Annotated in this window: 15 protein-coding genes; 13 read left to right on the top strand and 2 right to left on the bottom strand. The window is 43.4% G+C overall.

Annotated features, from left to right (window positions below; genetic code table 11):
- Positions 1–9 precede the first annotated feature (9 nt).
- From FW778_RS22705 to FW778_RS23365, 4 genes are all read left to right on the top strand, one after another.
- On the top strand, positions 10–1677 hold the full coding sequence (locus tag FW778_RS22705; protein WP_150417214.1) for a glycoside hydrolase family 172 protein: 1668 nt from the start codon (positions 10–12) through the stop codon (positions 1675–1677).
- 131 nt (positions 1678–1808) lie between these two features.
- Positions 1809–4436 (top strand): glycoside hydrolase domain-containing protein, encoded by a 2628-nt coding sequence (locus tag FW778_RS22700; RefSeq protein WP_150417213.1) that lies wholly within the window; start codon positions 1809–1811, stop codon positions 4434–4436.
- A 31-nt stretch (positions 4437–4467) separates the two neighbouring features.
- The gene (locus tag FW778_RS22695) at positions 4468–6066 is read left to right on the top strand and encodes a glycoside hydrolase family 172 protein (RefSeq protein ID WP_150417212.1); all 1599 of its coding nucleotides are present in this window, start codon (positions 4468–4470) and stop codon (positions 6064–6066) included.
- Between the two features lie 291 nt (positions 6067–6357).
- On the top strand, positions 6358–6501 hold the full coding sequence (locus tag FW778_RS23365) for a hypothetical protein (RefSeq protein WP_202552448.1): 144 nt from the start codon (positions 6358–6360) through the stop codon (positions 6499–6501).
- 122 nt (positions 6502–6623) lie between these two features.
- On the opposite strand, the gene FW778_RS22690 is transcribed toward FW778_RS23365, so the two are convergent.
- Positions 6624–8777 (bottom strand): alpha-L-fucosidase, encoded by a 2154-nt coding sequence (locus FW778_RS22690; RefSeq protein ID WP_150417211.1) that lies wholly within the window; start codon positions 8775–8777, stop codon positions 6624–6626.
- A gap of 251 nt (positions 8778–9028) precedes the next feature.
- Positions 9029–9904, bottom strand: a complete 876-nt coding sequence (locus FW778_RS22685; RefSeq protein ID WP_150417210.1) for an AraC family transcriptional regulator — start codon at positions 9902–9904, stop codon at positions 9029–9031.
- A 258-nt stretch (positions 9905–10162) separates the two neighbouring features.
- On the opposite strand from FW778_RS22685, the gene FW778_RS22680 reads away from it, so the two are divergent.
- The 9 genes from FW778_RS22680 to FW778_RS22640 all read left to right on the top strand — a co-directional run bounded on the left by FW778_RS22680 (position 10163) and on the right by FW778_RS22640 (position 22505).
- Positions 10163–10888: an RraA family protein gene (locus FW778_RS22680; RefSeq protein WP_150417209.1), complete on the top strand. Its 726-nt coding sequence runs from the start codon at positions 10163–10165 to the stop codon at positions 10886–10888.
- Positions 10889–10922: 34 nt separating this feature from the next.
- Positions 10923–11699, top strand: a complete 777-nt coding sequence (locus FW778_RS22675; protein WP_150417208.1) for an SDR family NAD(P)-dependent oxidoreductase — start codon at positions 10923–10925, stop codon at positions 11697–11699.
- An 8-nt stretch (positions 11700–11707) separates the two neighbouring features.
- Positions 11708–12838, top strand: coding sequence for a mandelate racemase/muconate lactonizing enzyme family protein (locus FW778_RS22670; RefSeq protein ID WP_150417207.1), 1131 nt, complete (start codon positions 11708–11710; stop codon positions 12836–12838).
- Between the two features lies 1 nt (position 12839).
- Positions 12840–13721, top strand: a complete 882-nt coding sequence (locus FW778_RS22665) for a RidA family protein (RefSeq protein ID WP_150417206.1) — start codon at positions 12840–12842, stop codon at positions 13719–13721.
- Between the two features lie 45 nt (positions 13722–13766).
- Positions 13767–14534: a creatininase family protein gene (locus tag FW778_RS22660; RefSeq protein ID WP_150417205.1), complete on the top strand. Its 768-nt coding sequence runs from the start codon at positions 13767–13769 to the stop codon at positions 14532–14534.
- A 91-nt stretch (positions 14535–14625) separates the two neighbouring features.
- Positions 14626–17709 carry a glycoside hydrolase domain-containing protein gene (locus tag FW778_RS22655; RefSeq protein ID WP_150417204.1) on the top strand — a complete coding sequence of 1028 codons (3084 nt, stop codon included), beginning with the start codon at positions 14626–14628 and terminating at the stop codon, positions 17707–17709.
- A gap of 39 nt (positions 17710–17748) precedes the next feature.
- The gene (locus tag FW778_RS22650) at positions 17749–19014 is read left to right on the top strand and encodes a hypothetical protein (RefSeq protein ID WP_150417203.1); all 1266 of its coding nucleotides are present in this window, start codon (positions 17749–17751) and stop codon (positions 19012–19014) included.
- Positions 19015–19187: 173 nt separating this feature from the next.
- Positions 19188–20498, top strand: a complete 1311-nt coding sequence (locus FW778_RS22645; RefSeq protein ID WP_150417202.1) for a sugar MFS transporter — start codon at positions 19188–19190, stop codon at positions 20496–20498.
- 309 nt (positions 20499–20807) lie between these two features.
- Positions 20808–22505: an alpha-L-fucosidase gene (locus FW778_RS22640; protein ID WP_150417201.1), complete on the top strand. Its 1698-nt coding sequence runs from the start codon at positions 20808–20810 to the stop codon at positions 22503–22505.
- Positions 22506–22579: the final 74 nt, after the last annotated feature.

Here is a 22579-nt window from a genome sequence, read left to right as displayed (position 1 = left end):
CCAAATAAAATGAGAAAAATAATTTGCCTGCTATTTTGCCTGCCAGGCGTACTTGAATTTCAAGCCAAAGCCCAGCATCAACCGGTTAGCTTTAAGTCGCTATTATTTGAAATGACACAAGATGCGCAGCTGGCCCGTTTTCCCGATCCGGTCTATCAAACACTACAGGCAAGTAGTTATAACCGCGCATCTGTGAGTCCCGATAAGCCGGGATGGTTTGCAGACGGCGACGGCACAGGATATATCAGGGAAGATACAACGGAAGGCAGAAAAGAATATGTGATCATGGAGCATGAAGGTCCAGGCTGCATTACGCGTATGTGGACACCTTATTTTTACTACAGCCTGGAAAATCATGAGGGGCCGGCCATCCGGATTTATATTGACGGGAAGGAGCAACCGGCTTTGACCGGCAACTTCATCAAACTGCTCACCGGAAATTCCTTTGTTCGCCCTCCTTTTGCTAATCTCACCACCCGCGCAGGACTCATGTATTTGCCGATCCCATTTTCAAAAAGCTGCAAGGTAACGCTCGATGAAAAGCCATTTTACTATTGCATTAGTTACCGGGCATATCCATCAGGTTCAAAAGTTCGATCATTTTCCATGGATGAATTGGAGCAGGCAAAATATGTAATGAATAAGACAGCTGTTGCCCTCCTGCGGACTCCAAAGGTCACCGGCGGGATCGTTCCGGGTAAACCAACAACACTACTGCTAAAAGATTCAGCGCAGATATCGCTTCCGTCCGGCAGTCGAGCTATCCGCTATATTCAAATCAAGGTAGATACGCATCTTGCCTGGGGTGACCTCCGGAATATATTAGTAAAGATAACTTTCGATGGACACGATAATGTATGGTGTCCTTTAGGTGATTTCTTTTGCAGTCCGGACCAGGTCAACAATTTCCGGACAAAATTCATCGAAGTCAAAAACGGAAACATACTGATTTCCCGTTGGGTTATGCCTTACCGGTCTCATGCTGAAATTCAACTGGTAAATTATTCAGGCCGTTCCCTGCGATTTAAATGGAGCGTTCAAACAAGCCCCTGGAAATGGGATAACCGATCTATGTATTTTCATACCACCTGGTGCAATTACGGAGCGTTACCGGGCAATAAATTTTCTGATTTGAATTTTGTTCATATAACCGGTAAGGGAGTAATAGCCGGCGACGCGCTGACAGTTCTTTCACCCAGCAAAGGATGGTGGGGGGAAGGGGATGAAAAGATCTATACTAGTAAAGCGGATGTGCAACACCACTTCCCTTCTCTGTTTGGGACGGGTACTGAAGATTACTATGGATGGGCTGGTGGCCTGGTACCCAGTGGAAAAGATACCTTTTCCTTACCCTTTGGGTCGAACGTGCGCAATGGGAACACGGATAACCCGAGGGGCTATAATATTTGCGTGAGGAACCGAATGCTGGATGCTATTCCTTTTGAAGATGAACTCAGGTTTGACATGGAAGCTTCTCCTGGTGTAGATATCAGGCATTCTTATGATTTGTTGTCCTATTCAATGATAACCTATTGGTATAGCCGGCCGGGCGAGACAAGTAACAGTAAGCAGCACCGGGAAAAGATAAAGGAAAGGCTGATGTCGCTTTCATCCATTGATCAACAGGAACGGCAGTTAACAGGCGGGCAGGTGATTCCGGGCAGCGGGCAGCAATAAAATGCATATGGCCCTGATTTCAAATGAACAGAGCGAAAATTTTAATAAATATTACCGGGACACATAAATAAAACACTTCCCTGGCCGATATATGAATGTTTAACCTTCATTTCTAATAAAGTAAAATTTGTATGAAAATTCTTTGTTTTTCGCTATTGTTTATTCTTTGTATAGATACGGATGCACAGCTGACAACCAGTAATTATATTTCTACCCAGTCTGCCGTAAACCAATACAACGACCTCTTAAAGGGAAAAGAGTTTATTGTTTTTCCGGAGGTAAGAGAATTTCCCATTCATTGGTCAGACTCCTTACAGGTAAGCTGGCTTGAAAATGATTATCGTTCACGCCCGTTTATTTTGCATGCGCAGCCAGGGGAATATTTTGTGTTTCAGCTCGGCGTCTGGCCAATTGAAAATGATATGAACAATGCACAAATTCAATTTTCCAATTTGAGAAATGATCAGGGGGAAACCATCTCATCCAAAGAAATGACCTGTTTTAATAAAGGTGGGGTCAACTACCAGGGGTATCCATTTACGAATCAAATTAACCTGCCTTCGGGTCAGGTGCAGGCATTGTGGATGGGGATAAATGTGCCTGAGTCTGCAAAAGGGAAATATGAGGGCGCCGTTACTATTGCGGCCAACGGTGTTTCAAGCACCATAAAAATTCAGCTAGCGGTAAGTGGAAAAGTAGTAGCAGATCATGGGTTTGATGAAGGAAGAAGATTGTCCCGTCTCGCATGGCTTAATGCTGCAGATGGAATCAATAACAATATTACAAAGGGTTATACGGCTATCAAACGGGCAGGTAATGTTATGAAAATTCTGGGGCGTACGATGGAAATAGGTAACGATGGATTGCCAGCGAAAATAACGAGCTATTTTACCGTGTCCAACCAGGCCATTGGAAAAAACGGCGAACCGGTCATAGATTCCCCTTTTCATTTTATTATCGAAGAGACGGACGGGTCCGTCATCCACCTACAACCCGGCAAAACGCAATTTACTGCCCAATCCCCGTCATTTATCACCTGGAAAACTACCAGCACATCGGAAGCCTGTAATGTTATTTGCAACGGGAGGCTGGAGTTCGATGGATTTGTGAATTACCAGCTGACGGTAAAAGCAAAAAAGGCACTGTCAATAAAAGATATCCGCATGGAAGTGAATATGGACAAAAATAAAGCGGTTTACATGATGGGATTGAACCGGCCGGGCGGATTGCGACCCGCTGCGTGGGATTGGAAATGGGACACTACTAAAAACCAGGATGCATTGTGGCTGGGAGCCGTCAACGGTGGTTTGAGAATGAAGTGGAAAGCAGAAAATTATGTGGCGCCACTGGTAAACGTATATTATGCTTTTGGTAAACTGAATCTTCCTCCTTCATGGGGAAATGAAGGGAAAGGGGGTGTTACCGTAGCTGAACAAAACGATGATGTGGTGGTAAACGCTTACTCCGGCAGCCGAAGCATGGAAGCCGGCGAAGAACAACATTATGATTTTGAATTACTGATAACTCCATTCAAAACGATCAATAAATCAGTTCAGTTTGGGGCCCGTTATTACCAGTCGGGCAAGAATTCCAGCCAGCAGTTTCTAAAGGTTGCTGATTCATTAGGCGCAAATATCGTCAACGTGCACCAGGGAAACGATATATATCCTTATATCAATTATCCTTATTCTGATGACAACATAGCAAGCTTAAAAAGTGCCATAGCAGACGGTCACCAGGATCATAAGCGGGTAAAAGTATATTACACCACGCGTGAACTAACGATCAACCTGCCTGAATTATGGCCTTTTTTAAGCCTGAACGGTGAAATAATTTATCCGGGTCCGGGTATTGCGGCAAAAACGGTGACTGACCCCGATGGCCCGGACCCGTGGTTGCGGGAAAACCTTCGTGGAAGAAAATATATTCCGGCGTGGGTATCTCATTTTTCGGAGGGAAAATATGCCGGCAAGCAAGACCTATCTGTAATTACTACACCAGATAGCAGGTTGAATAATTTTTATGTGTCAGGCTTAGACTGGATGGTACATCACCTGAATATAGACGGGATTTACATTGATGATTGCTCCATGGATCGCATTACTATCCGACGTGTAAGAAAGATTTTGGATAATAACCGTGAACATGCAAATATCGATATGCATAGCTGGAATCATTTCAATGAATACGCCGGGTGGGCAAGTTGCCTGAACCTTTACATGGACTTATTTCCTTACATTGATCAGTTATGGATCGGGGAAGCCAGAAACTATGATACACCGCCGGATTACTGGCTAACAGAAATTTCGGGCATTCCTTTCGGCATACCCAGCCAGATGCTGCAGGATGGCGGCAATCCATGGCGAGGAATGGTATATGGTATGACAAACCGTGGAGGTTGGACCGGCAACTCGCCTGATCATATCTGGCATTTCTGGGATGAATATGATATTAAAGATAAAAGCATGATCGGGTATTGGGATGATGATAACCCGGTAACGGTGGATAATGATTCTATCAAGGTCACAGTTTATAAGGGTACCAAACAATCGATTATTTCGGTAGCAAATTTTGGCAGCACCGACCAAAAGTGTTCGTTGGATATAAACTTTCAAAAGTTGGGGTATAACAAGTCATCTTGCAGCTTTTTTATACCGGAGATAGAAGGCTACCAAACCGCCATGCAATTAAGTACTTTGGATCTGCTGCAGATCCCGGGTAAAAAGGGATATTTAATAATAGTGAATTCCGGTAAATAGAGATCATGAAAAAGGAAAATAACCCGAAAATATGAGAGTCATTAAATTCTTATGCGCTACGTTAATTGGTATATGCTTCAATCTTTTTATAGTAAAAGCTCAAAACAGGGTAAACCCCAAATACCCTGTAATCGATTTCAGGTATTTACTCGGCGAAATGTTAAACAGGGCAGACCTGGCTAAATATCCTGCCGGATCATGGACCTTGCATCATGTAAGCAGTTACGACCGGAGTTCGATAGCCAGGAATAAACCCGGATGGTTTGCTAATAAAGATTGGGATAATTATATCCGTAAAGAAATTAACAACGGCGTCATTGAATATGTGTTAATGGACGCAGAGGGGCCCGGTGTCATTACTCATTTCTGGGTGGCAGGTCATCCCAATCAAAAAGCTCATTTAAGGTTCTATATAGACGGACAGCGCACCCCGTTTTGGGAGGCTGATCATACAGGAGCCCTTATTGGACAAAACACGGAAATTGGGGCACCATTATCACAAAGATCTGTTGACCAGGATTACCTGACAATCAATCCGGGAGCTCAACCCGGTCATAATTTATATGCGCCTATCCCTTTTAAACATCATATTAAGGTGACGTATGATAAAGCCCCCGGCGAAGCCGATAGCGGGTTTTGGTACAATATCGATTACAGGATCTACAACAGTGATGTGAACGTTACGAGCTTTTCGGCCCAAACTCCACGGAAGTGTGCATCCCTGCTGCATTGGACCAATGAAGTCTTTAATAATTTTATGGCAAAGTCAGCAAAAACTGCCGCTGTTGGGGGTGAAAAATCAACAAAAAGAACGTTATTTGATTTGACCCCGGGAGCGACAAAATCTATAAACTTGCAGGGAACTGGATCTGTCAGAAGCATATTTTTATCCTTACAAGGCAAGAGCCGTGATAACGCAGTTAGTAAACTCGTTGTTCAGATTGAATTTGACGGCAAGGTGACGGTGAATGTTCCTGCAGGTTTTTTCTTTGGCTGCGGAGATCAGCTTGTTGAGTCCGCCAACTGGTACAGCAAAGTAGACACGGATGGAACGATGGCGAATTATTGGGTAATGCCTTATCACCATAGCGCCATCATTCGTCTTGTAAACCAAGGAAGTGAGCGCATTAATGGATTTATAAAGGTTGCGTGCGGGGACTGGAAATGGGACAATAAGTCTATGTACTTTCACGCCATGTTTAAGAAGATGCAAAATTATATGACGGTGGCGCAAAAAGGCACGGATTTTAATTATATCGATTTGGAAAACAGGGCAGGAGTATATGTAGGCGATATTCTGCAGGTAAATAAGTCAGTTGGAGGCTGGTGGGGAGAAGGAGACGAGAAAATATACATTGATGGCAGCAAATTTCCGGATGATTTTGGAACAGGTTCAGAAGACTATTACGGTTATGCGTGGGGTCATCCTGAAACGTTTAATCATATTTTTAATTCTCAGCCCATGGGCAATGCAAACTTAACCGATAAGGGCGGCACAACAATTAATTCGCGTGAACGCAATTTAGATGCATTACCATTTAAAAAATCTTTACGTTTTGATATGGAGTCGTGGAACTGGTTTGGTGGACCTGTAAATTATGCTTGGGCTTGTTTTTGGTATGAAAAGTAAATTAGGTCATAAAAGCCGTTAATTACATTCGACTGGAAATGATATTTCTTTTTCAGCCCATTTATTACAACCATATAACAACTGATCGGCCAATTGGCCGCTGTAGAAAAGTAACTGAAACGCTGTTGAAATGCGTATACACCTCCTGGCTATAATCTGCCCTCTTTAAATACATTATAACTAAACCTGATTACCCGCTTCCAGATTTTCATCAGGGTGTACGACCGTCTAACTTGTGCGACGATGGTAGTTAGTAGAAAATATCTGCGATGGAAAAATCGTTAGTTATTGATGACAACAACTAAGGTGGTCCGGCAAATTATAAAATCAAAGCCACACGCGGTAATGATTTCTCATAATACCCATATTATTCACTGGCTGTTTGCCATGGGAATTCCCATGGCAAACAGCCCCAATTCAGCAAAGAGGAAATAATGAACCGTTGAGATCATTAGCTGGAGAGTTACCCCGGTAACGTCTTGAAGTGGGAACGAGTATATCCAACTTCCAATATCTACCTTCCTGCTATTCCGGGAAAATAGCTGATTCTTAAATAATCAGTGAAATAAAATTTTTGCGGGAATTTCTTGTTTCACTCCTGCTTGTAACTCCCAGGAAACTTTCAACTCATTACCACCACCGGCATCAAAATAAACAACCTTTATTTTATGGTATCCTTTCTTCAAAGCTGCTCTGCCCGAAGCTTCCATACCGCCATGTTCACCATCATTGTTCACCACCTCTTCGTTATCTATAAATAATTTACTGCCGTCATCAGAATAAGTAAAGAAATCATAAATCGCCTCCTTTTCTATTTTAATATATCCGTCAAATTGCAAGGCATACCTGTCCTCACGCTGTTTTACTTTTTCCGAAATACTACCGGCAACTCCTTCTTTTTTTACTGGTGAAGTTTGAATGGACTCCAAATTGATAGTTCCTTCAGGTTCATAATATTTCCATGAAATGCCGGCCTTAAAATTTTTTTCTTTAGTTGCTTTTAGCCATGGAAAGCATTTTACGTCAGTAGAAGTAACATCACTGGATAAAGCATTTGGGAACATAGCAATCGCTTTTACAAGTGACGTTTTATTTAGTGAAAATGGCTTCGTGTATAATGGCGAATTGCCATCAGGTTCACTGCCATCCAAAGTGTAGCGTATCTCATTTCCCTCAAATTTGGAAAAAGTTACCACTGGCTTAAGGGAATTATTTGCATAAGATACTTCCATAACCGGCTTATGTGCAAATTTTCCGTAGTTCGATATTTTTACCACATAAGCATAAGGCGCTTTGATTTTATTGGGATCATAACCGGGCAAAGAAACCACTACGTCTTTTCCCTGCTGTTGCCATGAAAGATTTTCTTTTGTTGATAAAAAATTTATAGTCGTCCTTTCGGGTAAGGTTATATCTTTTAATACTATTTTTTTATCATCCGGGTATTGGGGGAAAATGGCATACAATGAATTGGTTGTTGGTTTATACGTATAAAAGATTTCTTTTACCGCATAGCCAGGATCCGGGTCAACAGTGATCTTCAACAACAAATCATTGTCACCTTTTTTTGGCTTGTACTTCCTGTTACCTTCACTCCATTGTGAAGCTATTTTCCATCTTTCTGTATTGTAGATGGCTTCCGAATTAATGTCCATCCAGCTACCAATCTGCAATAAACGCTCCTGCATCACAGGGGGGATTTTTCCATGTGCATCGGGACCGATATCCAACAGAAAATTCCCGCCCCGGCTTACTTTATCTATTAACTGCAAAACCAATGATTGAGCAGAGTTATAATCCCACGCATCTTCTGCACGATTGTATCCGTAACTGGCTCCCATGCCACGGCTCTCTTCCCAGGGATGATCTTCAAAATCAAGGTCCGGTTGGTATTCCGGCGTGTACACGCCACCGTGATGAAAGCGAACGCCGCTCCCCCACCTGTCATAGGTTACTATTTTATCTTTAACCGGGCTGTCATTGTATAACCATGCAAGAAACTCCTGTGATTTCCACATCGAAGGCGGAGCATCCCAATCTCCATCTGTCCAGAAAACATCGGGCTTATAAGTATTGATGAGTTCTTTCATTTGCGGCCACATATGTTCACCCACATATTTATCCCTGTTACTTAACCATAAAGGGTCGTACCATTCATACAGGGAATAATACATACCTGCATGCACGGAAGTTTTACGAAGGGCTTTAAAAAGATCGCCTAACAGATCCCTGTGTGGCCCGGCTGATACTGCGTTCCATGGAAAACCCCAATCCCTGTCGGCCTCTTTACTGGGCCACAAACAGAATCCATCATGATGCTTTGATGTAAGCACAACATATTTTGCGCCAGACTTCTCAATTAATTGCGCCCAGGCATCAGGGTTAAATAATTCAGCATGAAAATTTTTAACCAGGTCATAATAAGAACGGTCTCCGAAATTTTCGTGCTGGTATTTTATTCTTGCCGAATCGCCGCTTTTCAAACCATTTTGATACCATTCGGCATATTGGCCTTTTGAAGAATATCCCGGAACAGAATACACCCCCCAATGAATAAATATTCCAAACTTGGCATTGGTGTACCATTGCGGCACCAGCCGGGTATCAAGAGATTCCCATGAAGGCTTGTATTGCGCAAAAATGTTACTATAAAAAACCAGGCAAATGCAGGTGAATAAAATTTGGAGAAAACTACTTTTTTTAAATTTCATTGATGAATTTTGAAATGGAAAGTTATACCAGAAGAAAGAATTCTTTATGTCCGGGATTATCATTTTATTATAACATATTAGCAATCACTTTTATTACCAAAATCACTGAAGAGGAAGTTCAGTAATTTTGGATGCTATTTAATATAATCGCGAAAAGCTTATGGGAAAGGATAGCCCGGGATGTAAACATTTCGCCTTTTGTCAATTTGAATGCGAATTTTCTATAGCGGATAATACAGTGGATGTAGCGTTTATACTTCCAACTCCTTGTAATACTTCCTGTAATTGGAGGGCGTTTTTTTATTGATCAGTTTGAAGAGCTTATTAAAGCTGGTCAGGTTATTATATCCACTATTATAACAACTATCGGCCACAGAATTATTCTTGTTCTGCAATAATTTACAAGCATGGCCAATTCTTATTTCATTCAGGAAACCGGTAAAGGTTTTTCCTGTCCGGCTTTTGAAATAACGGCAAAAAGCTGTGGGTGCCATATGACAAATGGCAGCCACCTCCTCCAGTGTAATCTGCCGGCGGAAATTTTGCATTAAGAACTGGTAGACATCATTGAAGCGCGTAATATCCTTCTCATCATTGCAATTTCTATATGCTACGCTCGCTATATATTCATATTCTTTTGATCCCGATAAAATATCTGCGACAGTAAGGAAGGAAAGAATCTTTTTTAATCCATCTTCCGGCGAAATTTGGGAAAGAATCCGGGTGACGCTTTCATGTGTGTCCCCGAAAAACCTGATTCCCCTGGAAGCCTTGTGAATTAGATGCTCTACAGGCTGTGTGACCGCAGGCTCATCGGAAAGTTTTAATAAAAAGTCCTGTGGAAAATATACGACAGTGGCTTTTGTTTTGCATTTTTCCTTCCTCCCGGAAACCGCCACCTCGTTCTGCCAAATATGAGGTACGTTAGGGCTCATTAGTACCAAATCTCCATCCGAGAAACTTTCGACACGATCACCAATAAGTCTTTTGCCAGATCCTTTTTCAATCCATACTAATTCGCATAACTGGTGAAAATGAAAGGGGCTGTTGAGATGAAACTGGTCTACCTTTTTTATCCGGATGGTAGTTTTATTCTCAAGCGGGATATCAATTAACTGCGGTTTCATCGAGACATTATTTTCTAAAACTAAATTAACACATATTTATTGTTAAAGTACGTATGATGTTAAAATACCTTAAGAAATAGGTAAATCAAGATAAGATTTTTCGTCTGCTAATTTGCCGCATATAATTGTGAAAATATTTGGATTATCAAAAAATGTGGTATGTTAAAATACCTTAAGGATTCGGTAAATGCATTGGAATGGTTGAGGTATATTTAAAATATTTTTACCAGCAAATTAAATGAGGGTAAAATTGACGATATGAAAAAAACAGGCGGAAAGGTGAAACTGGTAAGGAAATCTTTATGGAAAACTGACCAAGAATTATTTGGTATAGTACGGAAAGAATTGTACACAGCGGTCGTTGGCGATGTTATGGATAAACTGGGTTTACTTCATCAATTCCTCCCGCCCCAGATACAGCCCCTGCAATCGAACATGCTACTTGCAGGAAGGGCTATGACTGTGCTGGAAGAAGATATCAGTGTAAATCAACCGGATAAGAGAGGCCAGGAAGTAAAAATGCAATTCGGCCTTATGCTCCAAGCCCTCGATGATTTAAGCCCAGGTGAAGTATATATCTGTACCGGCGCGTCACCATCATACGCATTATGGGGTGAGCTGATGTCTACCCGGGCTAAAATGCTTGGTGCAGCGGGCGCCGTTGTAAATGGCTATTCACGCGATTATAATGGAATCATAAAGCTAGACTTCCCTACTTTTTCTTATGGGAACTATGCGCAGGATCAGGCCCCACGCGGGAAGGTGGTTGATTTTCGCGTCGCTATTAAGATGGGAGATGTTTTAATAAATCCCGGAGATATAGTTATCGGGGATATGGATGGGGTATGTATTGTTCCCGTCGGTGCCGTAAAAGAAGTATTTAATCTAGCGATCGAAAAGGCGAGAGGAGAAAAAATAGTTCAAATAAAGATCCAGGAAGGGATGAGTGCAAAACAGGCTTTTGAAACTTATGGTATCATGTAAAGGGCGCATTGCGCCAATATAAATATATTAGAATATGGACCTGAAAGGAAAAAATATCCTGGTGACGGGCGGAGGTGGTTTTGGCGTGGGCGAAGGGATATGCAATGTATTAATTGCAAGCGGCGCCCGTGTAGTAATAAACGAGCGAAACCGGGAGATGGCCGACGCAGCGGGGAAGAAACATGTAAAAGCGTTTACGGTTGTTGCTGACATCGGTAATCCCACAGAAGTGGAAGATATGTTTGCATTTGTAGAAAAAGAATATGGCGTACTGGACGGACTGGTAAATAATGCCGGTATTGGATTGAGTAAACCTGCCCACGAGGCGAATCAGCAGGAATTCGATCAACTTTACGGTGTGGACGTAAGGGGCGTTTGGATGGTGTCCAAATTATTTGTAAACCAGCTTTTAAAAAACGGGCTTGCAGGAAACATTGTAAATGTGTCCTCTGTACATGCGCATTCAACGATTCCCGGCTATGCGATCTATGCCAGTGCAAAATCTGCAGTGGAAGGCCTCACCCGGGGAATGGCGGTAGAATTAGGCGGGAAGAACATCCGTGTAAATGCAATAGCTCCCGGGTATGTACACGCCGAACAAAATTATGAGTTAATCAGATCCTGGACGGAAAACCCTGAACAGTGGGTGGAAGAATATATCTTCAAGGAACAGGTGATCCATCGTAAAATACAAGCAGAAGATTGTGGTTATGCTGTAGGCTTCCTGCTCTCAGATCATAGCCGCTGTATCACAGGGCAAACCATTTATATCGATTGCGGTACTACCATTAAACTATTAGGCTCAGTTTAACTACGCATATGAAAGTTGTAAGGATTTCCTGCTTTGAAGTAATTGTGCCGGCCAGGGAGGGCTCTATAGATAGCATGCAGGTAAGCAAGCCACTGCATAAACTCCCGGTAGGTGCCAAAGAGGGATGGAGTTTTCAATTCGATGAATTGCCGAAAATGCTGATCGGACTGCAGCTGGACTCGGGCATCATGGGTTGGGGGGAACTTTACAGGGGCCACAGCCTGGCTATGGTAGCCGAAATAGCCCGGATCCTGGTTGATCGCGATATCGAAAGTCTTGTACTTCAAAGACTGCCGTTTGTTTTTTGCAGGGAGTACGATGGTTTTGAATGTGCTATATGGGATGCATATGCAAGGATGCGGAACATGCGGGTGGTGGACCTCCTGGGCGGGGCCCTGAGGGAGAAAGTGAAAGTGGGAGCCTGGTCAAGCCACAGAGTGACCGAAGAAGTCGGGCCGTTGGTTCGGTATTTTCAGGAAATGGGATATGATTGTATCAAGTTTAAAAGTGATCTCGAAGACGATGTGGTAGGGTGGTGTAAAGCTATTGCGGATGCGGCCCCCGGTATGCAGGTCATCCTCGATCCCAATGAACGATGGGAGTATGCTTTTGAGACTCGAAAAAGGATAGATGCCCTGCGGGAACCCGGGAACGTTTTGTGTCTCGAAGATCCGATACCGCGCTGGAAGATCAGTGAATACGCCGCGTTGCGGACTTACAGTTCTATACCCATCGTATTACATGTTTCGCTTCCTTATGTCCTCCAGGGCCAGAGAATTCAGGATGCAATTCGCGCAATTCAGTTGCAAGCTGTCGACGGATTTAATTTTAACTCGGGGCTTGCCGACTTCCAGCGGATGGATCACATTGCTGCTGCAGCCGGGTTACCTTGCTGGCATGGTTCAGAAATCGATCTTGGTATACTGGAAGCCATGTATATTCATAGTTCTGCTGCTGCATCGTCTTGCACGTGGCCGGGGGACATTTTTGGACGCATGATCCGGGAGCATGACTTGCTTCAAACGCCACTTCGTTTCGAGCCTCCGTTTGTATACCTGCCGGAAGGGCCGGGCCTGGGGGTAGAGCCGGACCTCGACGCCATTGCACATTACCAAATAAATAAAATAGAATACTACTGATATGACAATAAATCCATTTGCCGCAACAGATAAAGACAGGGCAGCGATCTGGGAAATCCTGGTAACAAAAGACATCCGTGCGTTCGTTAGTGAAGACTGGTCTTTAACAGAGGGTGATTTTATAAAGGAAGGGTTTATGGCAATAGATGGTAACCGCACGTATAACCCTGACGCGTGGACGCTGGCTTTTTGTGATCTCCGTTCTTATAAAGCGGAATGGCTTAGGCAAGCATCGGCCTTCAGGGAAGCTATTGGCAACGATAATGCGGAAAATTTACTGCACCGGGCAACAATTCTCCGCGATATAGAGATTAAAGGAGATGTCGCTTTGGCACATAAGAAATTCATATGGGACTCCCAGAAGCTGGAGGGGGAGAGGGTTCCAGCTAACTGGCAAAGCATATACCATTGCCGCCGGGTTAACGGGTCATGGAAAATTGCCGGGTTTACCGGTTATCTTCCCAACTTCATAGGCAGCACATTTGAGGACCGGAGGCCAGCCCCTATAGAGGTGCCGGCCAATGCTGCACAACACAAAACTTCGGGTCCTTATTCACCTGTTCTTATGATCAACCCCGGTAAACTGGTAGTGATTTCCGGGCAGGCAGCGATTGATATGGAAGGAAAGATCATCGGAGACACTATCGAAGAGCAGGCGGCTTTCACGCTGGAAAATTGCAGGAGGCAATTGGCTGTTGCTGGCTGCAGTATGGATAAGGTCTTTAAGGTAACCGTCTACCTGAAAAACATAGAAGACTGGGGGAGGTTTAACAAAGTATATATAGAATATTTCCGGGAAGCCATCATGCCAGTAAGAACTGCGGTGCAGGCCGGGTTGCTGAGCACCTTATTGGTAGAAGTGGAATGCTGGGCGGTATTGTAACATCCATTGCATTGATCAACTACCCTCTCGTTAAAAGCATGTACTATGATTTGGGATCAACTCAGCTATCTGCAATTAGACAGGCTGGATAGAAATATTCCGGTGCTATTGACTCTTGCCGCTACAGAGCAGCACGGGCCTCATTTGCCACTGGCAACCGACCGGTTAATCGGGGACCATTTTGCCGCGGCGCTAAACGCTGCCATCGGAGATTCGATATTGATACTACCCACGGTTGGCATCGGATGCTCCGGCCATCACCTAGGATTTCCGGGTACCCTAAGTTTGAGCCATGCCGCCTTTGGGATGGTAGTAAAGGATATCATAGGCTCAGTTTTGCATCATGGATTTTATAAAATAATTCTGTTCAATAGCCATGGTGGCAACCAGGGAATAGGACAGGTGATATTGGAACAGCTCGGCCAGGAAAATCCAAAAGCGCATATCGTAGGCGTAACGTGGTGGCTGATAGTTCAGGAAGCCCTGAAAAAAATCAGCGAGACCGGCCCGGGAGGTACCGGGCATGCATGCGAATTTGAAACGTCACTTATGGAAGTCATTGCTCCTCACCTGGTGGCCAGGGAGCAACTGGAAAAAGGTGGAAACAAAGCCGGCTTCCCATGGGCAGAGGGAGACATGTTAAAGGGCCCGAAGGCTTCCTATTACCGCAACTTTAAAACGATGACTTCCAATGGAATTTTTGGAAATCCTCTGAAAGCTGACGTCGGGAAGGGGATACAAATTACAAATGCTGTTGTGAATGCCCTGCAAATGGTGGTCACTGATCTTTTTGCAATTAAAGAAAAACCATAGATCGTTTAATCAACGATAAAGAAAAGGAATCATTTGATTTTAAAATCAGTTAACTGGCAATTTGAAGCCTATTGGGTTAATTATCTAACATATGTGCAATAAAAAAAATCTGAGAGCTGCCGGCTTGTTTATTTTGGTCTTCTTTCTCTTGGGAAAAAGAGCCGTATTTGCGCAGGAGATCTGCTATGGCACCGGGAAATGGGATAATAAAGAATATGGTAATCACCGGGCTGTAATAGAGGTCCCGGTTGATTCAGATGCCGTATGGGTTCATGTGCCCTGGCGGAGGGAAGATAATCCGGAGAAGAAGTCTGTCATTCTTGTGGATGCTTCTACCGGCAAAACCGTGGAAAATATTTACAGAGTTAACGTCAATACAGAATCTGGCGATTTTATCTTTCAACCGGCTACAGGCAAGGGCGACTACTACCTGTACTTTATGCCCTACAGGACGAGCGGAAGCTGGTACTTCCCCAATACAATATACCCGGGTTATGTGGATCATTGTGATGTTACATGGGAGAAAAAGAATAATGTGCTGACTTTGCCTGATACGGGGCGTTTGCCTAAAGCCAGGGTAGTTCGATTTGAATCTATAAATACCTTCAATAGTTTCGATCCCATGGAGATCGTGGCAACAAAAAAAACAGTGCGGTCATTTTTGGATCAAAATTCTAACAAGGAGTTTTTAATATTTCCCGAAGACCGTAAGCATCCAATACGGATGGACACGCATATTCCTGAACGTTGGGCAGTGGAAAACGAAAGCCAGGCCTTCTCCGGAAGCGCTTTAAGAAACGAGTTTTATGTATATCAATTAGGGATATTCGCAGCTTTTAAAGCACTAAAAAACGTGCGATTGGTTTTTTCAGACCTTACGGAAAAAACCGGCCAAAAAATACCTGCTTCTTCTATACGGTGTATCAACCTGCAAGGGAGAGACTGGCTGGGTAAAGCCTTTACAAAAGAAGTCGATATAAAAAAGGGCCATGTACAGGCGCTGTGGATCGGTGTCGATATTATGAAAGATGTAAGTCCCGGGCTATATACAGGAACGGTAACCGTTTTGGCCCATGGAATTGGAGCACGGCTGATAGATGTCCATATAAGTGTCGGAGACGGAATAATTGCAGACAGGGGGTATGATGAACTCTTCAGGATGGCCAGGCTGAATTGGTTAGATTCTGATATTGGTTTAGATGATAGCGTTTTTAAGCCATACATTCCCGTAGAGTTAAACCGGCAAATCGTAAAAGTATTGGGCCGCACACTTCGTTTTAATAAATATGGATTGCCCGATAAAATAACCAGCTATTTTACCGGAAGCAATGATTCGATAAACGGAATACCAAGAGATATAATTGCGGCTCCGGTACAATTAGTAACCCTGCAGCATGGAGAAAAACTAAAATGGAAATCAGGTGGACCACAGATAACTGAAAAAAAAGAAGGTGCGGTGAGCTGGCGTACTACGGAAGAAAGACCGGATGCCCAAATGATTATAAGGGCAAAAATGGAATGTGACGGGTATATCAACTACCAGGTAGATTTTAAAGCCCGGGAAGCTATGACTGTAGATGATATACAATTGCTTATACCTTATGCTAAACCGGTCGCTACCTATATGATGGGGTTGGGGTTTAAAGGAGGGCTGCGACCCGAAAGATGGGACTGGCGATGGAATAAAGAACGAGCCAACAACATGGTATGGATTGGAGACGTAAATGCAGGCCTGCAGTGCAAGTTGAAGAATGAATTCCCGGATTGGACCCTATACAATTTTGATAAAACAGGGACTTATAAAGACTGGAGCAATGAAGGATTAGGCGGTTGCAGTTTGTCGGAGCAGGGAAATAGTTTTTTATTCAAGGCCTTCACAGGCAAAAAGGTACTTAGGGCCGGGCAGGTGTTGCATCTTAATTTTGGCCTTTTGATTACACCGCTTAAACTGCTGGACAATAATCACTGGAGCGAACGGTATTTTCAATCGGACCCACCCGTAGATAATTGGCTAACGAAGGCAGTTGAAAAAGGCGCGAATGTTATGAACATTCACCAGGGAAACATCCTGAACCCGTATATTAACTATCCTTTTATAGCTACTGATACTTTGAAAAACTTTATTGCCGCGGCGCGGTCAAAGGGTATCCGCTGCAAAATTTACTATACCGTACGGGAATTGAGTAACCACACCCCGGAGTTATGGGCGTTACGAAGCCTGGGCAACGAAATTTTTACTCCCGGCATGGGTTCACAGCTAGCTGACCAGTTTGCTGACGACGGAACAGGGGGTAATTTATATTCCACCGGGGGGTCATGGCTCACGGAACATTTGCGGACGAATTATGACGCGGCCTGGCACAGCCCGGTTCAAGGCGGTGGATGGGATATGGCGATTCGGACACAAGGATTATCGAGGTGGCATAATTACTACCTGGAAGGCCTTAGGTGGCTGGTAAAGAACGTGGGTATACGGGGCATTTACCTGGATGGGGTAGGATATGACCGTGAGATCATGAAGAGGGTTCGAAAGGTACTGGACCGGTCCGCAGATAGTTGCCTGATCGATTTTCATTCCGGTAATAATTTTCAGCCGGCATACGGATTGAACAGTACGGCCAATGAATACATGGAATTGTTTCCGTGTATTAATAGTCTTTGGCTGGGTGAAATGTTCAATTATAATGAAAACCCCGATTACTGGTTGGTGGAAATGTCGGGCATTCCATTCGGGTTGTATGGCGAAATGCTTAACGGCTGTGGCAATGCCTGGCGTGGTATGGTATATGGCGTCACCTCCCGGCTGGGTTGGGGAGGATGCGATCCTTCTGCCCTTTGGCAACTGTGGGATCAATTCGGAATTAAAAAGGCAAAAATGATAGGTTACTGGGATCCATTTCTGCCCGTTAAATGCAATAGTAAAGAGGTTAAAGTAACAGTATATCGGCGGTCGGATAAGATATTAATCGCCTATGCCAGTTGGGCCACGCAGGATATTCATATCAAGCTCGATATTAACTGGAAATCGGTAAACCTGAATGCAACACAAGTGGGCATTCGGGCTCCTTCCATTCGTGATTTTCAGGAAGCGCATTTTTACAATAACCTGGATGACGTCGTGGTTCCGGCGGGCAAAGGAGGGATTATCATTATTCAAAAAAAAGTAGCCGATTGACACTTTAATTAATCGATTGATTAAACGTAATAAGTGAGTATGGCCGGAAAAAAAATAAGATTAAGCCGGAGGAAGTTCCTGGCTCTTACGGGGAAGGCGGGAGCCGTTTTGAGCATAGCTCCAATCGATTTAATTCCAGGATCCGGAACAGGATCAGAAGGGTATAAATCTAACAATGACATCTTTCGAAAGTTGCTTGAACGATTAAGAGAAAGTCTTCTTGAGTCCCTGACACGTTCAAAGATTGTCTTTGGCAGTTCTCTTAAATTGCATTCCCCATCCGTGAGTGCTACCTACCGGGGAATATGGCCAGATGATTTTTTGTATCCCATGATGGTGCAACCGGATCTTTATAACAAGGAAGAGCTTACCGCCATTGCCCGTTTTCTTACAGAAAGTATTGTTGATTTGCCTTGCTTCCCCGACAGGGTAGAAGCAGACGGGATGCCCGTAATGCAGCCCGGAAGTTTGAATAGCCCCCATGCGATACACATGCCGCTGCATCTTCCTGCGGCCTGGATCAGGCTTATCGATCATCTTGAAAAATGGGGGGCTGAAATTCCCAGGAAGGAAGACTGGGCCAGGATTTTTGAACGAAGCATGGAGTTGGTACCCTTTTCCTGCGGGTTGGCTTATATTGATCCCCAGCACCCGGGAGTAGATTTTGGGTTTCATGATCCTGAAGCGATCACAGGTTTTGTATTGATGAGCAGTATGATACTTCATTTTGGTCTGACGCGGGCAGCCCGTTTTTTTGACAATTGTATTGACAAGGACGTTACCACACGCTGGACACGCCTGGCAAAGGGTATCCCCGAAAATCTATACCGACTCTTTGACAAAGAGGAAGGAGCCTTCCTCGCCGGATCAAAAGATTGCAGGCAGGTAAATGTTTGGGGAAATGGATTAGCATATTGGATGGTAGAGCCCGCTGAACAAAAAAGCATAGTAGACTGGTACCGTAAGCACCGCGATGACATTTTTTTAAAAGGCTTCACCCGACAGATTGCTGAAAAGGACGGTTGGCAGCGACAATTGGTAAATGTTCCATTAGGCAGTTATACCAACGGTGGATTTTGGTCCATAGGTACCGGTTGGGTTTTGCCGGCTATTGCTCACCAGGATATCGAATTTGCCGTTGAAATTGCGAAAGAATTGGTAGCTAACGTTGAAAAACTGGCATTTCCCGAGTGGATCGATTCAAAGGGCGCAGGCGGAGCGATGGGATTCCTGGCCGGGATAGCGGGACCGATGATGGGACTAACTGCCATAGTTGAACAACGGCCGTTTAGCGATTATTTCTAGAAGAGGAGATCGTGCCGGAAATAGGCCGGGAATTCATTTGATTGAAGTATGCAAAGAAATACTTCTGGTGTATCTCGCGAGGACGAGAATGTTAGGTAATTTTCAATGTAGGGCAGACGGTTAACAAGTCCGTTATCATTCATAAAAGGAAATCAATACTATTACAATTACTTATGGGAAAAGCAAATTACAAGGACAAAAAAAATTATGGAGCCATCGCCATTATTGGATTGCTTTTTTTCATTTTTGGGTTTGTAAGCTGGCTTAATTCTTTGCTCATACCTTATTTTAAATTTGTTTGCAACCTCGCTACCTGGCAATCGATGATGGTTGCTTTTTCCTTCTATTTTTCTTACTTTGTAATGGCAATTCCCTCGTCTGCGCTGCTGAAAAAAACAGGGTTTAAAAATGGGATGACGCTGGGCTTGCTGGTGATGGCCGCAGGCACCATCATCTTCATACCGGCCGCACTGGGTCGCAATTATATTACATTTTTATTGGGATTGTTTGTCCAGGCGACGGGCCTTACCATTCTACAGACAGCAGTGAATCCGTACATCACTATCCTGGGCCCGATTGAAAGTGCCGCCAAACGGATTAGCATCATGGGAATTTGTAATAAGGCTGCAGGAGCATTAGCGCCCCTTATTCTTATTCGCGCTATAACAAAAAACCCGGATGAAATCGACCAGTTAAAAAAATTACTGCCCTCATTAAAACACACTGAGCAACTGGGAATCCTGAATGAATTATCCTCGCGCCTGATAATGCCCTACGTGATTATGACTATAGTTTTGGTGGGCCTTGGACTGATGATCCGTTATTCAAAGCTTCCGGAAGTGAAAGAGCAGGAGGAGGCATTTACCGGGGAAGAAGCGGTGCAGAAACGGCACGTGTTTCAGTACCCCTTCCTTGTTTTGGGGGCTATAGCTATCTTTTTTGAAGTGAGCGTAGAGGTATTAGCGGTCGATTCCATTATTAACTATAGTGAATATATGGGCTATAGTTTTAAGGAGGCTAAATTCTTTGCAACGTATATTCTGTTGATCATGATTATTAGTTATATCGCGGGCGCTATTGCAATCCCAAAATATATTAAACAAAAAAAAGCTTTGCAATGGTCTTCCTTATTAGGTCTTATCCTATCCTTAACCGCCATATTCATTGCAGGCAAAACATCGGTTTGGTTCATAGCATTGTTAGGCCTGAGTAACGCGTTACTATGGCCATCTATCTGGCCCCTCGCAATAGAGGGTTTGGGGAAATTCACGAAACGGGGATCGGCTTTGATGATCATGGGTGTCGTGGGAGGCGCAATCACTCCCTTAGTTTATGGATATTTGAGTGATTATTATAATCCCCGTCAGGCTTACTGGATTTTGGTGCCCTGTTATATTTTCCTCTTATTTTTCTCCGTGAAGGGGTATAAACTTGGAAGATCGATTTCTAAGCAGGTCAGCAGGGAAATGACGATCGTAAGTTAAAAGCCAAAATAGTTTAATTATTGGTTTGAATGGAAAAATTTACCGCAATGAATTTGCTTTCCTTTGTAAAATAACCCGTTTCTAAAATAGGATTTCGCATAAACGGAAAGCATGAAGATACCGCGAATAGAGGTGATTTTTCAATACTATTTTACCGGAGAACGGATGGTTATCAGCTAAATTACGAGGGGAAGATTCCTGCTTATTTTTCCTGGATCTGGTTATATGGACAGAAGGGTAATTGCCAAATTATTCCGTTAAAAAGAATCGTTTTCGATAAGTTATATTTTATACCTTAAAAATTTAAAAATGAAAAAAGTAATATCTTCTATTTTTTTATTCGTGCTTGCTATTCATGCCGTTCATGCGCAATCTAATGAATCGACGGCAGAAGCTAAAAAAATGCAATGGTGGAAAGACGCCAAGTTCGGCATGTTTATCCATTGGGGCGTTTATTCTGCTCTGGCGGGAACTTATGAAGGAAAAAAGATTCCGGGCATTGGCGAATGGATTATGAATACAGCTAAAATTCCGATAGATAAATATAAACCTTATGCAAAACAGTTTAACCCGGTAAAATACAACCCGGAAGCCTGGGTCAAAATGGCCAAGAATGCCGGGGTAAAATATATTGTTATTACTTCGAAGCACCACGATGGTTTTGCCTTATTTGATTCAAAAGTTACTGATTGGGATGTAGTTGATGCATCTCCTTATGGTAAAGATTTGCTGAAGCCGCTGGTGGCGGCATGCCGAAAAGAGGGCATCAGGATTGGCTTTTATTATTCGCAGGCACAGGATTGGAATCATCCCGGTGGCGCTGCTATCAACGGTCATTGGGACCCAGCTCAGGATGGGGATATGGATACTTACCTGGATAATATTGCTGTTCCGCAGGTCAGGGAAATTTTATCCAATTATGGTAATATCGATATTCTCTGGTGGGATACTCCAAAGGATATGACCAAAGCGAGAGCCGAAAAGTTCATGCCGATATTAAAGCAACACCCTAACCTAATTACCAATAACCGCTTAGGCGGCAAATTCCAAGGGGATACAGAAACCCCGGAGCAGTTTGTTCCCTCTACCGGTTTTCCCGGCAGAAACTGGGAAACCTGCATGACCATGAATGATACGTGGGGATATAAATCTTATGACTCCAATTGGAAGAGCTCAAAAACGCTTATCAGGAACCTTACAGAAATTGTAAGCAAAGGAGGGAACTTTTTACTAAATGTGGGTCCAACCGCCGAAGGCGAAATTCCAAAAGCAAGTATTACAAGACTGGCAGCAATGGGAAAATGGCTTCATGTGAATAAGGAAGCCATATATGGTACTACTGCCAGCCCTTTTCCCTATTTATCTTATGGAAGATGTACCAGGAAAGGCCAGAAATTATACCTCCATGTATTTGATTACCCAGCAAATGATTTACTGGGTGTTCCGATGGCCAACAAAATCAGGAAAGCTTATTTACTGGCGGATCCCTCAAAACCACTTTTAGTAACGATAAATAAAGCGAACCAACATTCCGTGATTCATTTGCCCAAAAAGATTCCCGATACTATAAATACAGTCGTTGCTGTTGAATTTGAGGGTGACCTTAAAATAATTCCATCGCCTATGGAGAACGTTGAAGCGGTGGTGTCTTCAGAAAATGATGCAACAGAAGGCGCTAAAAACCTGACCGATGGGAATCGTCTTACAAGATGGACAGCTGCTAAAACAGAAAGAAATGCTTCTGCAACCGTTGATTTCAAAAAGCCGGTTGCCATTTCGAGTCTTATTGTAGACGAACCCTGGAATCCCTGGGAAAACAAAAAGCAAGGTATAACCCTTCAATATAAATCCGGAGAAACCTGGAAAACGATTATTGCAACAACAACTAAAGGTGTCGGTGATCAGAAAAATTTTATGCCCGTCACCGCTGAATCTTTCAGGTTGCTCATTGAAAATAAGGACGATGCACCTTCTCTTTTGGAATGGCAGATGTATGGACCTGAATAGATTTAAACGGTTTTTATGACTCGTTTGGTGTCCAATAATTTATCGCAAAAAAAAGAAATGGCAGGATTGTTTAA

Source organism: Ginsengibacter hankyongi (assembly GCF_008710285.1).
In the GTDB taxonomy this organism is placed as follows: domain Bacteria; phylum Bacteroidota; class Bacteroidia; order Chitinophagales; family Chitinophagaceae; genus Ginsengibacter; species Ginsengibacter hankyongi.
Note: the sequence above shows the minus strand (reverse complement) of the source record. Positions and strands in the feature narration are given on the sequence as shown.